General features: G+C 51.0%; 18 protein-coding genes. 15 read left to right on the forward strand and 3 right to left on the reverse strand.

The window, feature by feature from the left end:
- Nucleotides 1-205: 205 nt before the first annotated feature.
- Both LKE08_RS19030 and LKE08_RS19035 read left to right on the forward strand, forming a co-directional pair.
- Nucleotides 206-937, forward strand: a complete 732-nt coding sequence (locus tag LKE08_RS19030; protein WP_324705828.1) for a DUF3120 domain-containing protein — start codon at nt 206-208, stop codon at nt 935-937.
- Nucleotides 938-1,101: 164 nt separating this feature from the next.
- Nucleotides 1,102-2,073 carry an adenylate/guanylate cyclase domain-containing protein gene (locus LKE08_RS19035; protein ID WP_324705829.1) on the forward strand — a complete coding sequence of 324 codons (972 nt, stop codon included), beginning with the start codon at nt 1,102-1,104 and terminating at the stop codon, nt 2,071-2,073.
- 61 nt (nt 2,074-2,134) lie between these two features.
- Here LKE08_RS19035 and LKE08_RS19040 read toward each other — a convergent pair whose 3' ends face one another.
- Together LKE08_RS19040 and LKE08_RS19045 are read right to left on the reverse strand one after the other, a co-directional pair.
- Nucleotides 2,135-4,345 carry a Piwi domain-containing protein gene (locus tag LKE08_RS19040; RefSeq protein ID WP_324705830.1) on the reverse strand — a complete coding sequence of 737 codons (2,211 nt, stop codon included), beginning with the start codon at nt 4,343-4,345 and terminating at the stop codon, nt 2,135-2,137.
- Nucleotides 4,346-5,164, reverse strand: coding sequence for a PD-(D/E)XK nuclease family protein (locus LKE08_RS19045; RefSeq protein ID WP_324705831.1), 819 nt, complete (start codon nt 5,162-5,164; stop codon nt 4,346-4,348).
- A gap of 220 nt (nt 5,165-5,384) precedes the next feature.
- Here LKE08_RS19045 and LKE08_RS29330 point away from each other — a divergent pair, with 220 nt between their 5' ends.
- From LKE08_RS29330 to LKE08_RS19095, 10 genes are all read left to right on the forward strand, one after another.
- Nucleotides 5,385-5,843, forward strand: coding sequence for a hypothetical protein (locus tag LKE08_RS29330; protein ID WP_375341442.1), 459 nt, complete (start codon nt 5,385-5,387; stop codon nt 5,841-5,843).
- Nucleotides 5,840-7,312, forward strand: a complete 1,473-nt coding sequence (locus LKE08_RS19055; protein WP_324705833.1) for a helix-turn-helix domain-containing protein — start codon at nt 5,840-5,842, stop codon at nt 7,310-7,312. The genes LKE08_RS29330 and LKE08_RS19055 overlap by 4 nt, the downstream gene beginning before the upstream one ends.
- Nucleotides 7,313-7,320: 8 nt before the next feature.
- A complete protein-coding gene (locus tag LKE08_RS19060) occupies nt 7,321-7,977 on the forward strand; it encodes a DUF4186 family protein (RefSeq protein WP_324705834.1) in 657 nt (218 codons plus the stop codon).
- Complete coding sequence (locus LKE08_RS19065; protein WP_324705835.1) at nt 7,967-9,583, forward strand: hypothetical protein; 1,617 nt, start codon at nt 7,967-7,969, stop codon at nt 9,581-9,583. The genes LKE08_RS19060 and LKE08_RS19065 overlap by 11 nt, the downstream gene beginning before the upstream one ends.
- A complete protein-coding gene (locus LKE08_RS19070; protein ID WP_324705836.1) occupies nt 9,552-10,097 on the forward strand; it encodes an ASCH domain-containing protein in 546 nt (181 codons plus the stop codon). Before LKE08_RS19065 ends, LKE08_RS19070 begins: the two co-directional genes overlap by 32 nt.
- Nucleotides 10,085-10,648, forward strand: coding sequence for an AAA family ATPase (locus LKE08_RS19075; protein WP_324705837.1), 564 nt, complete (start codon nt 10,085-10,087; stop codon nt 10,646-10,648). The genes LKE08_RS19070 and LKE08_RS19075 overlap by 13 nt, the downstream gene beginning before the upstream one ends.
- Before the next feature lie 111 nt (nt 10,649-10,759).
- A complete protein-coding gene (locus LKE08_RS19080; RefSeq protein WP_324705838.1) occupies nt 10,760-11,518 on the forward strand; it encodes an HAD family hydrolase in 759 nt (252 codons plus the stop codon).
- A gap of 3 nt (nt 11,519-11,521) precedes the next feature.
- Entirely contained in the window at nt 11,522-12,655 is a 1,134-nt protein-coding gene (locus tag LKE08_RS19085; protein ID WP_324705839.1) for a TIGR03364 family FAD-dependent oxidoreductase, read from the forward strand.
- A 140-nt stretch (nt 12,656-12,795) separates the two neighbouring features.
- The gene (locus tag LKE08_RS19090) at nt 12,796-13,113 is read left to right on the forward strand and encodes a nucleotidyltransferase family protein (protein ID WP_324705840.1); all 318 of its coding nucleotides are present in this window, start codon (nt 12,796-12,798) and stop codon (nt 13,111-13,113) included.
- On the forward strand, nt 13,110-13,457 hold the full coding sequence (locus LKE08_RS19095) for a DUF86 domain-containing protein (RefSeq protein ID WP_324705841.1): 348 nt from the start codon (nt 13,110-13,112) through the stop codon (nt 13,455-13,457). The genes LKE08_RS19090 and LKE08_RS19095 overlap by 4 nt, the downstream gene beginning before the upstream one ends.
- Before the next feature lie 71 nt (nt 13,458-13,528).
- On the opposite strand, the gene LKE08_RS19100 is transcribed toward LKE08_RS19095, so the two are convergent.
- Nucleotides 13,529-15,397, reverse strand: a complete 1,869-nt coding sequence (locus tag LKE08_RS19100; RefSeq protein WP_324705842.1) for an N-acetylmuramoyl-L-alanine amidase — start codon at nt 15,395-15,397, stop codon at nt 13,529-13,531.
- A gap of 274 nt (nt 15,398-15,671) precedes the next feature.
- On the opposite strand from LKE08_RS19100, the gene bcp reads away from it, so the two are divergent.
- The 3 genes from bcp to LKE08_RS19115 all read left to right on the forward strand — a co-directional run bounded on the left by bcp (nt 15,672) and on the right by LKE08_RS19115 (nt 17,736).
- On the forward strand, nt 15,672-16,136 hold the full coding sequence (gene bcp / locus LKE08_RS19105) for a thioredoxin-dependent thiol peroxidase (RefSeq protein ID WP_324705843.1): 465 nt from the start codon (nt 15,672-15,674) through the stop codon (nt 16,134-16,136).
- A gap of 44 nt (nt 16,137-16,180) precedes the next feature.
- Nucleotides 16,181-16,648, forward strand: coding sequence for an NUDIX hydrolase (locus tag LKE08_RS19110; RefSeq protein ID WP_324705847.1), 468 nt, complete (start codon nt 16,181-16,183; stop codon nt 16,646-16,648).
- A gap of 188 nt (nt 16,649-16,836) precedes the next feature.
- The gene (locus LKE08_RS19115; protein WP_324705844.1) at nt 16,837-17,736 is read left to right on the forward strand and encodes an alpha/beta hydrolase; all 900 of its coding nucleotides are present in this window, start codon (nt 16,837-16,839) and stop codon (nt 17,734-17,736) included.
- The last annotated feature ends 155 nt before the right edge of the window (nt 17,737-17,891 follow it).

The following is a 17,891-nucleotide window of genomic DNA, read 5'->3' on the forward strand; positions in this document are numbered from 1 at the left end:
TTGCCACAAATTTAGCATTTCCGCCCCCCGAACGGCGAGATCGGCCGGGGCGATCGCGACACAAATCTTAAAAAAAGTCGAAGTCATACCCCCCCGGGGGGGATAAAAAAAACCGTGTTATAATGAAATCAGGATGCCCCCCCGGGGGATAAATCCTGTGATATCTTAAATAAGATGAACTAAAGTAACAAATCTTAAAGTAACCTTGTTTAGCAATATTCTACTGGCATACATCCTGACAACAACTCAGCCCACCTGGCCCCAGAAGGAGCCGGGGGTGGCTTTGATGAGAAAAGTTCGGGAGAGTCGGCGGTGGCTTCCCTTCGCGATCGCCGTCTTTTTAGTTTCCGTCCCGGTGTTCTTCCAAGCCCCCCTCGTCCGCATCTGGCCGATGTTGAGCATGGTCCTGACGGGGGGATGGCTGGGGGCCAGCCTCTACCTGCTGCGGCGGAAAGAAACCGAGTTGTGGGGGGATCTGCTGCTGGGGTTTAGCTGGAGTTGGCTGACGGGTTCGATTTACTGGGGTTGGCTGCGGTGGGAACCCCTGCTGCACCTGCCGGTGGAGGCGATCGGGGTTCCCTTCGCGATCGCCTGCCTGTGGCGGGGGTGGGGCAAAGTCGGGAACTGGTTTTATCTGGGTTCGCTGTTCGGGACCGGCGTCACCGACGGATATTTTTACATCGCCGGACTGATGCCGAGTTGGCGGCAGTTGATGCAGGCGGACCCGTCGATGGCGATGCCGATTTTCCAGGATGCGATCGCCCGCGTGAGTACCCCCTGGGGCATCAGTTGGGCCGTGGGGTTGGCCCTGGTGCTGTTCGGGGTGGGCGTGTTTCCGCTGCAGTCCAAAGAATCCCACTGGTGGGTCTTCGGCGGCGCGGTTTTGAGTACGATTTTGGTGGACAGCCTGTTTTTGGTCGCGGCCTGTTTCGCGTGAAAGAAAAGGGGGCGGGCGATCGAAGTCAAAATTCAAGTTCGACTATGATTGAGAGGCGGAGTTCGACCCACGGCGATCGGCGATGGGGATGACCCCTCAATTCCCGTGAGTTTTCGACCTTCGAGATCCGAATTGTTGAAGCCTCGTATCTTTCGCGGACGACTGTGACCTCAGAACTCACCCCTCACCTGCTCGTGCGAACCGAAGTCGGCCACCGCTACCTTCCCCTGATCGGGAAAAGCTACTGGACTCTGGGACGGGGTAGGGACAATAATATCGTATTGCGCGATCGCTGGATCTCCCGAAATCACGCCATGTTGCAGCAGATGGACCGGGGGGAATTTTTTTTGATCGACCTGGGAAGTCGCAACGGTTCCTTCGTCAATGATCGCCGCGTCACCATCCCCGTTTCCCTCAAAGATGGCGATCGCATCCGTTTCGGAGGGACCGAATTGGAATTTCACGCCCCTTCCCCTTCAGAAGACTGCCGCACCCCGGAAACCGACGCTGAAGACTTCACCTCCACCCTCAAATTCCGCTGTCTGGTGTCCGTGATGGTCATGGATATCCGGAATTTTCCGACCCTGACCCGTCAACTCGACGAGGAAATTTTATCCGAAGTCATGGGGGTTTGGTTTCGCCAAGCTGGACAGATCGTCCGAGATCACGGCAGTTGGGTCGATAAATACATCGGCAACGCCATCATGGCCGTCTGGTTCCACGGGACCCGGGAGGTCAACCCCCAAGAACTGTTGCTGCTGTTTTCGGCCGTCAGCAACTTGAACCGAGTCGCCGTCCGCCTCACCCACACCTATTCCCTCCCCCGCCCCTTTCGGGTCAGTGCGGGGGTGAACACGGGTTACGGCATGGCGGGCAGTCGGGGGGGGGAAGACACCTCCGAATATACCGCCCTCGGCGATACCGTCAACGCCGCCTTTCGCCTGGAATTATCGACCCGGGAAATCAACCGGGACATCGCCGTGGGAGAGACGACGTACCGATATTTGACCGCGTTGAATCCCGGCCCCACCTTCCCCGCCTATACCCTGCAACTGCCCGGTGATGATGCCCCCACCGTGGCTTATGCGGGGGAGTTTGCGGCGATCGACGCTTTTTTGGGGCAGGCGGACGCTTGAGGTGGGAAAGCCACGCCGGCGAAATGTTGGGTTAGAATACACGGCTAACACAAGAATAATGCTACAGCCAAAACTGGCGATCGCCTTCCAGCAAGCTACTGGGATAAATGCCTTGCAGTCTCAACCCGGCAACCCGATCGGCTCCAAAAATTGGCATGGGTAGGCGGGGAGCTTTTAACGCTCCATGATGGAGTAATGTCAGTTTAAGCGTCGTGTCCAGCACTTGTTCGATGGGTGCAGATTCCCCCGATTCGTGAACCGTCAAACGAATCGGTTTTGCCAAGCCGACCCTTTCAGACACTTGCGTTGTCACCAGTAAAGCTTCCCGAGAAGATAAGATCAATCCCAACCCCGGCACTGGAGCAGCCAAAGTTTTTTGATTTAAATTGTAAAGCCTCGGAACGCCCGATTTTTTGCACTCAACCAGAATAAACTTTGCTCCGATGGCTTTCGCCCTGTTTAACAGGTGGGGTACTTCTTGCCCGCAAAACCGACCATCCCGATAGATGAGAACGGTCTGACCTTCCAGGGTTGCTGGTAACAAACGCTCTAACAGGCGTTGAGGTATTTCCTCTCCCTCCAGCAAAGCATCTTCCAAAACGTAGCGGATAAATTCTCCTTGCTTGCCATAAAGCCGAATGCTGGCACAAGCATTGAGGGTTCCGGCAAGTTTGACTTTTGGAGAGCGGGAAATATCGAGTCCGATGAAATAATCCGCAATTTGTAAAGGTTCAGCCAAAATAAAGGGCAAATTTCCCAGCTTTGCCAGTATACCCGGAACGACCTGATTGATAATTTGTCCGCGATCGACGCTTTTTAATGTGTCATCATAAATGACTTGACTGGCAATATTACGTCGCAGCAGAAGGGAATAAATTAAGTGATAAAAGCTGCCGCCATCCTCATCATCCGCCGCGCGATCGCGTCCCGGCAAAAATGTCAGCACAATATCAACCGGAACAGTGATCAATTTATTCACGGCTTTTTCTACAGAAGCCCTGGCAGAAGCCGGATCTAAATCTTCCAGGGAAACTTGTTTGCGATCGATAAGTTCGCTATCGAATCCATATCGCTTGAGACGCTCTTGAGTGGCTTTTACAAATTGACCGACCTTAAAATCGCAAAGCTTAAAAACTGCAATCCGAATAGTGCCGGGTTGAAAATGGGGATGACGACTGTAAACTCCTCCTCGGGACAATCCTTGTAAAATGCGTCCCCGAATCCCCGTTACATTCCGACCGAATAGCAGAGAGGTTTGATCGACAGCAACATGGGGTTGCCAGAACAGTTGGGGGTACTGCCGACTATTGAGGCTCCGTTCTATCCGAAAACCGTAACGAGCTAATGCTGTAGTGGCTTGCTCTTTGAAGGTAGCCAATACTTCCTGACGCTCTTGGTAGGGAATTTTGGTAAACTTCAGAAGTTGCCCGTAGTCAAACCCGAACTTTCCAGCCGTTTCCGCCGTGATAGAAGGTCGAAGTGCTGAGAGTGGATAGTGGAATACTTTTTTCCCTTTACCAAATTGAAGCCCAACAATTAGCTGGTCATCCGGAGCCTGTTGAATTGCCCGTTGAGTCAACCTGCCAGTTGCCAGTTTTAGTAGTCGATCGCGATGTTCTGCTACTGTTCCAATAACTCCAACGATACTCCCCCCACTGCCGAGATCCAAATCTTGGACGGGCAAGCCAATGAGAAGACTTTCAGGGCTTTCGATCGCAGCATTGCTGGCATAAAAATCTGCCAAATTGCCCTTGAAGGTAATGTCGGTACGAACCGTCAACCCCAGTGCGGGGCAAATCTGCTCTTGCAACTCAACTGTTTCTGCCCAAAACTTAACCTTGCGAATCACTGTGAGTTTGTCAACTGAAGTCACAAGTTTGGGTGTAAATGCTCCTTGGATTCTCAGAATTTGAAACGCCAGTTTAGAGATAACAGTTGGAGTTGCCGGCGAGCGCTCGACTTTTTGGAGAACCAGGGGGCGATCGCCGATATCCGGCAAATCCCGTTGAACCGCAGCGAGAGCTTCTTGGCACCGGGCAGCGTTCGGTTCTGTTCCCCCGGTGGAAGTGAGTATCCAAAGCTTTTGATCCTGCCAAATGGCGATGGTTTCCTCCATAGCCCGACAGAGATGATAGCTCAGACGGTTGCCGGACTCTCGATCGAGATCTGGGAAGATGGAACAACAGGTAAGAGTCGGTCGAGCAAGCGATAATGGAAAAACTTCGCTGAAAAAAATTTGTTTTTGTGATTGTGCAACGGTCATGGTAGTCATCTATGAAATCTCCCTGGTAGAAAACTGACAAATGCGATTGAACTGGCAATGTTTGCACTGAAAGCCGGGATTGGGGGGAAAAATGCGTTCAAAATCAACTGGATTCTTCCGATATTGCTTTTTCTCCCATTCATGGCGTTGAGCCAACCGCATCAATTCGATCCGGACTGCGTTGAGCTGGCTGGCCGTCGCCGTAATCGGCTCTGACCATTTGCACAGTTCGAGGTTGTAAAAAGAAGCGATCGCCCGACGTTGGGGGTAGAGATAGCTGGCAGCCAGCAAATAAACGAATGCTTGCCGTTCATCAAAATCCGACCGACCCGTTTTGAAATCTAAAATGTGCAGCGTACCGTCTGGTTCAAGAAAGATGCAGTCAATGGCAGCAAAGAGATGAAAAGCATAGTTGCCACAACGAATTCTAATCGGCTCTGGAACACCTTCATCCCCTCGACTAAGACTGAAAATCCTTTTGCCCAAGAGAATAGGATTTTCGCAATATTTACTCAAAATTTGGTTTAAACGCTCTTTTACTCCATGAGATTCTTGTTCGAGCCTCAAAATTTGAGAAACCTGCGCTAGACCATCATCATTTGCCAAACGTTGCGCATCGGCATGAAACTCATAGACTCCTCGTTGAGCCAGCAAACCAACCCGTTGAGGCTGAGTATCTTCAGCCAAAATCGCAGTGACTTCAGGTTCTCGCTTGCGAACCTTAGCATAGCCTCGCTTCATATCACAGTACCAACGCTCTTGGCCAACAGGCGGAGCAAATTGAGACCAAAGGTTATAGCTCGCAAACGGCAACCATGCTTTTCCCATTCCTACTACCTCCTACCAACAGTTCCGGTGTCCCCCCTTTGAGAGCCGATTTATAAATGAAATCGTAAGAAGCCTAAATCCTTTGCCAGCAGTGGATTTCGGCGACTTGAGCAATCGGCTCTGATGCAGATTTTGCGTGAGGCAACCGATGTCGTCATTGACAAAACAAAATTGTTGTGTTACCAATAGTAGCATGGTAACACAAACTTTTCGTTGTGTCATGCTCCCTACTTTTGACGAGAACGGACTACTACCACCTGGAATTCATGTGGCAGACACATGGCAAGAGTTTGCCTCGCGGTTCGGACAAACCTCCCATCGGCAGAGTCTTCTCTTGGGAATGAAGTCTGCCCTAGGGGTACTGCGACAAGCTAGATGCCAGATGGTGTATGTCGATGGCAGTTTTGTAACATCGAGGGAGCATCCAGATGACTTTGACGTTTGTTGGGATACCACTGGAGTAGATGGCGATCAACTTAAGCAACTTGCCCCACTTTTGTTGAAAGTAGACAAAGGCGGTTGGGATGCTCAGAAGTTGAAATATCGTGGCAAATTTTTTCCGACTCAAGTCATCGAAGGCGGAAGTGGGAAAGTATTCTTAGAGTTTTTTCAAATTGATAAGACGACCGGAAACCATAAAGGCATTGTTGCCCTAAAACTGCGGGAGATATGGTCATGATCAAAAACGAGCGGCAATATCGAATTACAAAGGCGCAAGTTGAGAAATTTTCAGATGCTTTAGCACAACAGTCGGTTCATGCGCAACAGGATCGATCGGTTCATCCCTTGTTGCGAAAAGCTGAAAGAGAAGCTCTCGAAGCTCAACTTGCCGAACTGCGTACTCAAGTTGAAGAATATGAGGCATTGAAGGCGGGACGATATGCAGTGCTGGAGCTAAATTCCCTCGAAGAATTGCCACCTGCCTTGATTAAAGCTCGCATTGCCGCCGGCTTGACTCAAAAAGATTTGGCGCAACGGCTTGGCTTGAAAGAGCAACAAATCCAACGCTATGAGGAAACCGAATACGCCTCTGCCAGTTTTACCCGGTTAGTAGAGGTGAGTCATGCGCTTGGTGTCCGGATTCGAGAAGATATTCTTCTGCCTCAGATTACACTCGGAAATTTGTTGAATCGCTTGAGCGAAGCGGGCATTGATCGCAAATTAATTGTTCGGCGTTTTTTGCCTTCCTTGAGAGCTATAGATTCGCGTTCAGAAAGCAATGAATATACCGATAATTCAGTGATCTATACAGTCGCCGCATTGAAAAGAGTTTTCGGTTGGTCATGGGCGGATATCTTTGGTTCCCAGCCTCTTCAGTTGAGTACGGCGGCTCTCGGTTCTGCCCGTTTTAAGGTAGGTGCCAGAACCAACGAACGGCGACTGAGTGCATATACGGTCTATGCTCATTTTTTGGCTCTTCTTACACTGGAAATTACATCTGACTTACCGAAGCGACCAATACCCACTGACCCGCTTGAGATCCGAGATGCAATATTCTCTACATACGGCTCTCTAACTTTTGAGAATGCACTGCGTTATGTTTGGAGTTTGGGCATACCCGTACTGCCCCTTAAAGATTCGGGTGCATTTCACGGTGCATTCTGGCGTATGAATGGACGTAACGTAATTGTTCTCAAGCAACAAACCCCTTTTATTGCCCGTTGGCTGTTTGATCTGTTACACGAACTGTATCACGCCGCACAAGAACCGGAATCGAGCGAACGCACAATCATAGAAGAGGATATCATGTCCGAGGAAAGACGAGAATCTGATGAGGAAGTCGATGCCAGCGAGTATGCTGCTGACGTTGTTCTAGATAACCGTGCCTATCAACTATTTGAGATGTGCCTTGAAAAGGCAGAAAATAATGAAAAATATGATGTAGCAAGGCTCAAAGGAGTTGTCCCAAAAATTGCACAACAGGAGAATGTTTCCACAGGTGCACTTGCCAATTATGTGGCTTTTTGCTTGTCGCTGATGGATGACCAAAAGATTAATTGGTGGGGGACGGCTAATAATCTTCAAGTTCGAGATGAAAAGATCTGGGAAACTGCACGAGATATATTTCTGGAATATGTAGACTTTGGAAAGTTGAATGAAATGGATCGAAATCTTCTATTCCGAGCGCTATCTGATAATGAGGAGTGATAAAATTTATGTCTAAGAAGCGATCTTTAAAAGACAGAATTAAATCGCTCGAAAGTGAAAAAAAGATTACTTGTACGAGTTCGGATTGCAAGAATGGATTGCACTGCTTTAAACCTGATCTTAGAAAGAAGGTCAACAATTCGGCTGGAAAATGTCGCTCTTGTCAGGTGGATGCTCCTTTTGATTGGGAACGCATTCATAAATGCGACTCTGGAGATATTGAGTATATTGTAGCGGCGCTCAAAAACGAATTGATCAGAAAACACTACTGGACCAATGAAATTCCTGAAAAAGTTCAAAATTATGCGCGTAGAAAAGGAACAGTGAAAATGAAGGAAGCAATTGAAAAACGGATTCGCAAGTACATTGCTCCGCCGGAAGGGAAATATGACGGTCGCCAAACTCCGGGAGAAACTTCAAATCAACCCAACGCCGTTCACTTTGCCCAACACGGGACGGCATCTTGTTGTCGCAAATGTGCTGAATACTGGTACGGAATCCCTCGCGATCGCCATATGACAGAAGCAGAAATTGACTACTTGACCAAACTGGGAATGCGTTACATCGGGGAGAGATTTCCACTTCTGACAGAGGGTGGTGAATACATTCCACCCATTCGTAAAAAAAAATCAAAAAAAAGTGAGGATCGCTCAAATGACGATTAATACAGACACTTTATCGGCACACTATCGAGCTGCATCTGCTGACATCATTAATAAACGTCTCCTGATCACAAATTTTCATAATACTCATCAAGAACAAGATTTTACAGAGCCTTCTAACTGTCATGGATTCGGACGAATCAGGCATTTCCAGAGGCGAAGTGGCAATTTATTTCCACCCAACCCGCTGCCAATTGACCCCGCCTGTAAAGCTTTGGGATTGCCAAAAGTTGACATGATACGTGCACAAGTCTTTCAAAATGCGGCGTGCAATTGGCGATGTTGGTACTGTTATGTTCCATTTGAGTTGCTTGCTGCCAATCCTAAATACTCCGATTGGATCAGTCCATCACAGTTGATTGACCTGTATCTAGATCAACCCGATCCGCCACCAATCATTCATTTTCTCAAGACACTTCCCAGCGTTGACCCAATTTTTACCTTCAAAGCATTGCAGAAACTTGGTAAGAGTTCGGCGACAGCTCAAAACCTGCTGAATCGAATAGTTAACCCAACGAGACGGGAGTTCGGTCAACCACCTTACTCTGATTATCAAACAGGGTTGCCATTACCGCATCCACTCGATTTTGACTGGCGATTTACCGATGCAACGGCGGACTATATACTAAAAATTTCTGAGAAGTTTACAGCACCAAATGAGACTGTAGCATTACTTGGCACGCCCAGTTTGTTTCGAGCGGGTACGAGGACGACCTATCGGCGACAAATGATACTGCTGGAGGCAAATTTAACCATGACAAATTACCTGACCTTAGAAACATCTGGTTTTCAAGTTATTCTATGCAACTTGTTGAAAGATGATTTGCCCGATTTATGTGCTTCTTTTGTAATGTTAGATCCTCCCTGGTATCCCGAACACATTAAATCATTTTTATGGGCTGCCAGTCAGCTTTGCTGCCTGAATGGGTATATTTTGGTCTGCTTGCCTCCGGTAGGTACCCGGCCCGGAATTGAACGAGAGTGGGAAAGCACGGTAGCTTGGGCCGAATATCTTGGGCTTCAGCTTGTTCAACTAGAGAAGTTGGCGCTTTCATATCTAACTCCAGTTTTTGAACGCAACGTTTTTAGAGCGGCCGGCCTCCCCAGCGTCGGGGAAAGCTGGCGTCATGGAAATTTAGCAATTTTTTCACGAACCCGTCTGACCAACGTCTCCCGCCCAAATATTGATATCCGGGACCATGATTGGCTGGAGGTAAACCTTCTCGGCGTTAAAATTCGGGTTCGTCCCTGTCAACAAACAGAATTTGTCGATCCGAGGCTGCAATCGGTAGTCCCCAATGATATACTTACTTCTGTTAGCCGTCGAGATCCACATCGCAAGCTTGCTGATGTCTGGACTTCTGGAAATCGAATCTTCGGTTGCTCCGGAAGAAGTATACTTTGGCAGATTCTTGAAGCGATATCGAATGGATTCTCGCCTTATGAGGCGGTGAAAGTCTTTCTGGGGCGCTCCCTGGCTCTTCAGGAAGTGAAGCTCATCTCTGAAACTACTGAGCAAATTCTCACCTTGATTAGCACCGAACAAAAGGAGAACCTACTCTTTGCAGATTGCTGGAATGATTCAAACTTCGCTCTTGCCCCTGATTGATGAACTCTTGTTGGGTGTGCAAGGAGATAATTTTTGGGAAAACTATTTGAAACAATTGATGTCTCAGGATGCGGTTCCATTCTCACTACATCTGGCAATCTTTGTAGAACCTTATCTTCAGTTTGTTCTTGAGGGAAAGAAAACAGTGGAATCTAGATTTTCTACCCGACGTTTTGCTCCTTACAATAAAGTTCAAAAGGGTGATGTTGTTTTACTGAAGCGCTCAAGCGGTCCGATTTTGGGGATTTGCCAAATTTCTTACGTTTGGTTTTATGAGCTCGATCCCCAATCTTGGCACACTATCCGACAAGAATTTTCTCAAGCGCTATGCGCTCAAGATCCCGAATTTTGGAAGGCGCGAGAAGCTGCATCTTATGCAACTCTAATGCGAGTAAACAATGTAAAGGCTATAGAACCAATTAAATTCACCAAGCGCGACCGCCGAGGTTGGGTCGTCTTGCACAAATCATCGGGTCAGCTAGAACTGAATCTTAAGGAAGTATGGAACCAATAATTATTGCTTTATCGGGAAGGATTGCCAGTGGTAAGACTGCCATCTCGAAAGCAGTTGCAGAAAATTTGAATTTGCCTCGCGTCAGCTTTGGGGATTACGTTCGATTGGTTGCCCGACAGAGAGGACTTCCGGAATCACGAGAGTTTTTGCAAAGGATTGGAGCTGACTTGGTAGAACGAAATGTAAAGCAATTTTGCTATGATGTCCTGGCTCAGGTCAACTGGCCACATAGAGAATCAGTAATAATCGATGGTATTCGGCATATCAAAGTTCTCAATACTTTACGAGAAATAACTGCTCCAGTGGCAGTTTATCTGATTTTTATCAAAGTTGACGAGACGGTAAGAGAAGCCCGATTGCTAAAAAGAGAAGAAGAAAACTCGATCAAGTATCAACGGCATCTAGAATGGGACTCGACGGAGAATCAGGTTAAAGGCGAGTTGGAAAAAGTCGCAAGCTTAGTAATTTATAATTTTCATTCCTTAGAAGATATAAAAATGGAAGTAATTGACTGGATTAGAGGAACTGTAATGACTTCCAAAGAAGAATAAAAATTGGATAAATTTACCAAAATTTCAACCTCGTTTTGAGTTTTGGTTACGTTTTATAGCGAGCAAAGGAATTAATCTTTTTTTAAACTCCGGTGGTAATCGCACCATGTTATGCTGTTGACAAACGCTATTTTAAATACTCAGATGTCCGGCATTCAACTGGCGGTCTTCGACATGGCGGGGACGACGGTCAAAGATAAAAATGAAGTTCAAGATTGCTTTTTCCAGGCAGCGAAACAAACCGAACTCAAGGCAGAGAGCGATCGCATCGTTTCCATGATGGGGTGGACGAAACGCCGGGTGTTTGAAACCCTGTGGGCTCAACAAATCGGCGGCGACCATCCCGACTATCGCGATCGCGTCGAAGCGTCCTACCATCGTTTCAAGCAAGTTTTAGAACATCACTACCGGACGCAACCCGTGGAACCCACCGAAGGATGTTTGGAGGTGTTTGACTGGCTCAGATCTCGGGGAATTAAAATCGGGTTGAATACGGGATTTTACCGAGCTGTTACTGATATCATTTTAAATCGTCTGGGCTGGGATGAAGGATTGGGCGATCGCTATGTCGGCTCCGACGAATCCACCATCCAGGTTTCCGTCACCCCCTCGGAGATTTATAATCAAGAAGGTCGCCCCGCCCCCTACATGATCCAAAAAGCCATGTATCAGGTGGGCGTCAGCGATCCGAAATCTGTTATCGTCATTGGTGATACGCCGTCGGACTTGGCGGCGGGAATGAATGCCAGTTGTCGGTTATCTTTGGGCGTCACCAACGGCACCCACAGCCGGGAACAGTTGCAAGGATATCCAAATCATGGCTTGCTCGATTCTTTGTGGGAATTAAAAGACATCATTTCGGGGTTGTAAATTATGGCTGAAAATCGCGCAGATGTCATCGTTATCGGTGCCGGAATCGTCGGTTTAGCTCACGCTTTGGCGGCGGCGAAACGGGGGTTTAAAGTGGTCGTTTTCGAGCGCAACTTGCAGGCAGTTGGGGCATCGATCCGCAACTTCGGGATGCTGTGGCCGATCGGACAACCCCGGGGAGAACGCCGCGATCGCGCCTTAAAAGCCAGAGAAATTTGGTTGCAGGTGGGAAGCCAAGCCGGATTTTCCTTAGATCCCTGCGGTTCCCTCCACCTCGCCTACCGCCCCGACGAAAAAGCCGTCTTGGAAGAGTTCGTCGAAACGGCGGGTAAAAAAACCGATACCGTCGCCCTATTGACCCCCGATGAAGTGGCAAAAAAGAGTCCGGCGGTGCGGACGGAGGGGCTGCTGGCCGGGTTGTGGAGTTCCACGGAAATCATCGTCGATCCTCGGGAAGCGATCGCCAAAATTCCCGGTTTTCTCAATCAAAAATACGGGGTAAAATTTCACTTCGGGACGGTCGTCACGGAGATTTCCGATGCCCGGGTCGTCGCCGGCGGAGAAGTCTGGAAGGGCGATCGCATTTTCCTCTGTAGTGGCGCGGATTTTGAAACCCTTTATCCCGACATTTACGCCGACAGCGGCCTGACGAAAGTCAAATTGCAGATGATGCGAACCGCCCCCCAACCCGGCGGTTTTCGCATCGGTGCGGCCCTGTGCGGGGGGTTGACTTTAACCCATTATGAATCGTTTGCCCACTGCCGATCTTTGCCGGAATTGAAAGCGAGAATCAAGGGAGAAACGCCCCAATTTCCTCGGTGGGGAATTCACGTCATGATGTCGCAAAATGCAAAAGGAGAATTAATCATCGGCGACTCCCACGAATACGGACTCAATCCCGACCCGTTCAACCGCGCCGAAATCAATAACCATATTTTGGACTATTTAAAAACCTTCGTCCGCGTCCCCTCCCCCGACATCGCCGAAACCTGGAACGGCGTCTACGCGAAACTGGCGGGACAGACGGAATTTATCGCCCGCCCCGAACCGGACGTCACCATCGTCAATGGTTTGAGTGGCGCGGGGATGACCTTATCTTTCGGCTTGGCGGAAGAAGTGGTTTCCGGGCGGTTGTAAAGATAGCAATCGGAAACCATTTGTAAATCGTCGCGCCCCCAAACCCCCAATCCTGGGGGCTCTTACCCTGTAGTTTTCACTCATCATTTCACATCGCTAGATCAAATTTTATCGCCCATCTCGAACGGAATCAATCGCTCGTGAACGCCAACTCACCTTCACCCACCCTGAAGCAGATTCTGGAACGCTTAAACGAAGCGCTGCCCGAACTCAAAAAAAACTACGGTATTACCCAAATCGGCGTGTTCGGTTCCTACGTGCGCGGCGAACAAACCCCCGACAGCGACCTCGATCTTTTGGTCGAATTCGATCGCGACCGTCGCTTCGGTCTTCTCACTTTTTGCGAACTGGAAAACCGACTGAGCGATCGCTTGGGGGTGAAAGTCGATCTGGTGATGAAAACCGGACTCAAACCCCGCATCGGCGAACGAATTTTAGCCGAGGTGCGATATCTATGACTCGCGACGCGACCGACTATCTGCAAGATATTCTCGAAAATATTGATATTGCAAACGAGTTTATCGCCGACCTAACTTACGAACAATTTCGAGAAGATAAACGCACCCTTTATGCCGTCACCCGCGCCATTGAAATTATTGGCGAAGCCACTAAAAGCATTCCTCAACCGATCCGCGATCGCTATCCGACCGTTCCTTGGCGCAGCATGGCTGGAATGCGCGATAAGATGATCCATCAATACTTCGGGATCGACTATCAAATTTTGTGGGATACCATTCGACAAGATCTTCCCACAATCAAATTGATCGTCTCTCAAATCCTGACCGATCTTGAGTCCGAATGAACGGGATTTGGAGCGATCGCATCGTCGGGCGCAAACTTGGCACCCCCACGCGATCGCCTTTCGTCCTCACATCAGTACCCCGCCGCCTTAATATATTGCAGGATACCCTGGGCGATCGCCTGAGCCATGCGGCTGCGCTGTCCCGGGTCGGCGAGGACGCTGGCATCGTAGCTGTTGGTCAAAAAACCCACCTCCACCAAAGCCGCCGGCATGGCGGTATTTCTGAGTACATAAAATCGCGCCTGCTTCACCCCCCGATTGGTCATCGAGAAGTTTGCCAAAATGCTGTTTTGAATGTACTGAGCGAGGCTGTAGCCGCTCTGGTAGTAGAAGGTTTCGATCCCCGTCGCCCCGGCGCGGTAGGCGGCATTGGCGTGGATGCTCACGAACAGGGTAGCCCCCATGCGGTTGGCCATCGCCACCCGGGGTTCCAACTCCACCGTGCGATCGTCGAGGCGGGTCATCACGGCCTGCACGCCGTTCTGTTCCAAAATCTGCGCCACCTGCTGGGAAATGGGGAATACCACATCCTTTTCCCGGAGGCCGCCGACCCCGACGGCGCCCGGATCGCTGCCCCCGTGTCCCGGGTCGATAATGACGACGACCCGGGTGTTGGGGATTCGGTTCGTCGGCGGTTGTGGCGTGGGACGGGGGGGGAAAGGCAGGGGCGATCGGTTGGCGGGGGGATCTCGGCGGGGCGGCAATAGAGGTCTGGGCGGGTCGTTGCGGGGCGGGGGAGGTGCCGGATTGCTGGGGGGGGGCGGCGTCACGGATGCCACGTTGATGCCCATCGGCAGGGCGAGATCTTGGGGGCTATTTTGGGTGATCTGCCCCACCTGAACCCGGGTGGCCGGTTGAAATAAGACCGTAAACGTTTCCGGATCTTCCTGGCGCAACTGGGAGGAAATGATCGGTCCGCCCACCTCCCGCCGGGGCAATTGTACCCCGTCGGCGAGTCGGGCCGAGAAAAAGGTGATGCCGTAGGCTCCGGTTTCCGAATCCCAGCCGTGGGTGTAGTTGAGGGGGCCGTCGCCCTGGACAACGATGTAATTTTGATTTTGCAGGTCGATGGATTCGATGATGGTCAGACCCGTACTCACCTGGACGGCGGGGGGGACGCCGCCCTGGGGCCAAATCGCCACCCCTCCGGCGGCGGGTCGGGCCTCCCAATTCTGGTTGGCGTTGGGGGTACTGAGGGTCACCCGCACCACGGGGGGGGTGGAAGAAAGCTGAGTGACTTGGCTGACACTGACGCCGTCTTTGTTGACCTGGCGCCCGTAGGTACTCGATCGCAACCCCAGATTGGCGCCGAGAATGTCCACGGTCATCCAGGTTCCGTCTTGCGATCGCTTGAACTCGATCTGCGGCATCTGGCCGCTGGTGTGCAGCACGATGCCATTCTCCCGCACTTCCACGTCTTCGAGGACGGTGGCGGCCGAGTCGGGGACGGGGCGGGCGGCGGTGTTTTGGGCTGTCTGTCGAGCCGGTTGAGAGACGGGTTGAGGAGCCGGCCGGGGAGCCGCAGTTGGGGCGGTTTGGGTGCGCTGGGGGCGGGGGATCTGCACCATCCACTCCCTGGCCGAAATGCCCCGAAATCTCACCAGGCTGGGGTTGAGGGTGTAGCCGTCGGCCAGTTCGACGACGATGCGGGCGGTTTCGGCGTCAGCCTGTTCCCAGCGGATTTCGCGGATGTTGCCCCCCGGCGATCGCTGCCGGGTGACTGAACCCAATGTCGTCCCGGGCAAGTCGATCACCAGGCGGGTGGGGTTGGAGAGCAGTTGTGCCTGGGGTTGCACCTCCCCATCGGTGGTGAAGGACAGGCGGTTTTGGGAGGTTTCAAATTCCCAGGAGCGGACTCGGGCAGCTTCGGCGGAAGATGCGATTAAAAATACACTCGCCAAACTGGGGAGCAACCAGCGCAGGAGTAAAGAGGTTCCCATTTGTAACACGGCAACAAGTGGAGGAGCTAATTGAACGTCTGTACAATTCTGACATTCGGGCGGCCGGTCGGGCGGCATTGGCCCGAAATGGTGGACTGCACCGTTTGGGCTAGTGAATGATAGCACACAACGGTTGGGCTTCGACCCTCGGGGCTTGAGAATTTTCGGTGACAAACGGCCGCGGCAGTTATTATGATCGGACGGTGGTGGCGATCGCCGATCCGGAAGGTTGCCCCCGCGTTCTCCCAGTTTTTTCAAATCCTTTGCAAATCCGATGGCTCTAAATGTCGGCGATCGCGCCCCCGATTTCACCCTCCCCGATGCCGAAGGGAACCCGGTTCAACTCGGTCAATTTCGGGGAAAAACCGTCGTCCTGTATTTCTATCCCCGGGACAATACCCCCGGGTGCACCAAAGAAGCCTGCGGGTTTCGCGATCGCCACGAAGATTACCAAAACCGCGATATTATCGTGTTGGGCGTAAGTGCCGACGATGCCAAATCCCACCGGAAATTTGTCGCCAAATACGACCTTCCCTTCCCCCTGCTGTGCGACGAAGATGGAAAAATTGCGGCTCTTTATGACAGTTATGGGTTAAAAAAGTTTATGGGGCGGGAATTTATGGGCATTTACCGCAAAACCTTCGTAATTGATGGGGATGGCTTCATCCAGAAAATCTATCCGAAAGTCAAAACCGACACCCACGCGACGACCATTCTGGAAGACCTGTCCGCAACTTGACGGGCTTTCAACTGATCAAATATAAAGGAGAAATATCAAACATGATGCTAACCCGCATCAAAGGTTGGTGGCAGTTCGGCCAGACCGTTTTGGGGATCATTTTTCGCCACCCCGTCACCGGCGTCAGCGTCGTTCCGATCTTGCCCGACGGGACGATTATCCTGGTCCGACGGAAAGACAACGGCAAGTGGGCACTGCCCGGGGGAATGGTGGATTGGGGAGAGGATATTCCCACCACCGTCCGGCGGGAACTGATCGAAGAAACGGGTTTGGAACTGATTCGACTGCGGCGTTTAGTCGGGGTGTACTCGGCCGGCGATCGCGACCCGAGACTGCACTCCATTTGCGTGCTGGTGGCGGCGGAAGTGGACGGCAAAATTGACATCCGGGATACCCGAGAAATTGCAGAAGTGCGGGCATTTGAACCCGCCGCATTGCCGATGGACCGCCTCAGCCACGACTACGAACGGCAGATCCGGGACTACTTGAACGGACGGACGACGATCGCTTAAACTGGGCCAATCCCGATCTCGATCGAGTCCTTTTCGATCGGGCGATCGGGAACCTCTCAAAGCCGGATTTCATCCCGAAATATCGGTTTTTTACTGATTTTGAGTTTCCGAGACTGTATTTTCGGGAAAACGTCTTTTCTCGGGGCATCTAATCCCATTCAATCTACACGGCACCTCCCAGCAAGATTATGTTCGATCGATCTTTTCCTTACGCCGAGTTTGAAAGTCCGTCCAAACTCCCCGAACCCCTGCGACATTCTCGCGTCAAATTATCCCAAGGACAAATTTTCTGGCGGGAAGTGGGGACCGGTCCCGATGTCATTTTTTTGCACGGGTCCTGGCGGGATGGCAGCCAGTGGTTGCCGATTGTCGAGGAACTCGCTTCGGAGTACCATTGTTGTGTGCCCGACCGCCTCGGCTGCGGCGAGTCCGAATCCGCCAACATCCACCATTCCATCGCGGTGGGGGTGGAAAATTTGGCGGAGTACGTCGCCGCCTTAAAATTGGAGAAAGTTGATTTAATCGGACACTCCCTCGGGGGATGGATTGCCGCCAGTTACGCCCTGAAATATCCGAACAAGGTGAAGGGGTTAATTTTATTGTCGCCGGAAGGTGTCAATGTGGAAGGGTTGCAACGGCGATGGCGGTGGCTGCGCTGGCTGTCGGCTAACCCGCCGATTTTTCCATTTTTGCTGAAATTGGCACATCCGTTCCTGCGTTTGTTGGGCCGGGGAGATGCGATCGCGGACGGCTTTAAGCTGCGGGAAAAAATGTTGCGATCGCCGAGTTCCTGCGAATTTCTATTTCGCCGCCGCACCCCAGAATTGAAGGCGGAACTTCTCAACGATCACCTGGATTTTTTGAAGATTCCGGTTCTGATCTTACAGGGGAGTCGCGATGATGCGATCGCCCAGTCCGTCAGCCAAACTTACAACTCCCTCATCCCCAAATCCGAGTTGCATTTCATCAACGCCGGCGGGGAAAACCTCCCGGAAGAATTGCCCGTCATCGTCGGCCAATATATCCGCCAATTTCTCAGGGGTCAATCCGTCTCGACGTTGGAAATTCCCACCGTCCGCCAACTCTGACCTCCCCATCATTGGGAGGTTGAGGGATTGTCGGAACCTCCGACAATCCGGGCGGTTGCTATAGTCAAATGAGTCGCAAAAATTTCCCGGAATCAAAGCCCCCAAAATTGGCGGTTTGGGGGCGAGAAAATTTCCCGGAATCAAAGCCCCCAAAA

The sequence above is a fragment of the Lyngbya sp. CCY1209 genome, assembly GCF_035615495.1.
Taxonomy (GTDB): domain Bacteria; phylum Cyanobacteriota; class Cyanobacteriia; order Cyanobacteriales; family Microcoleaceae; genus Limnospira.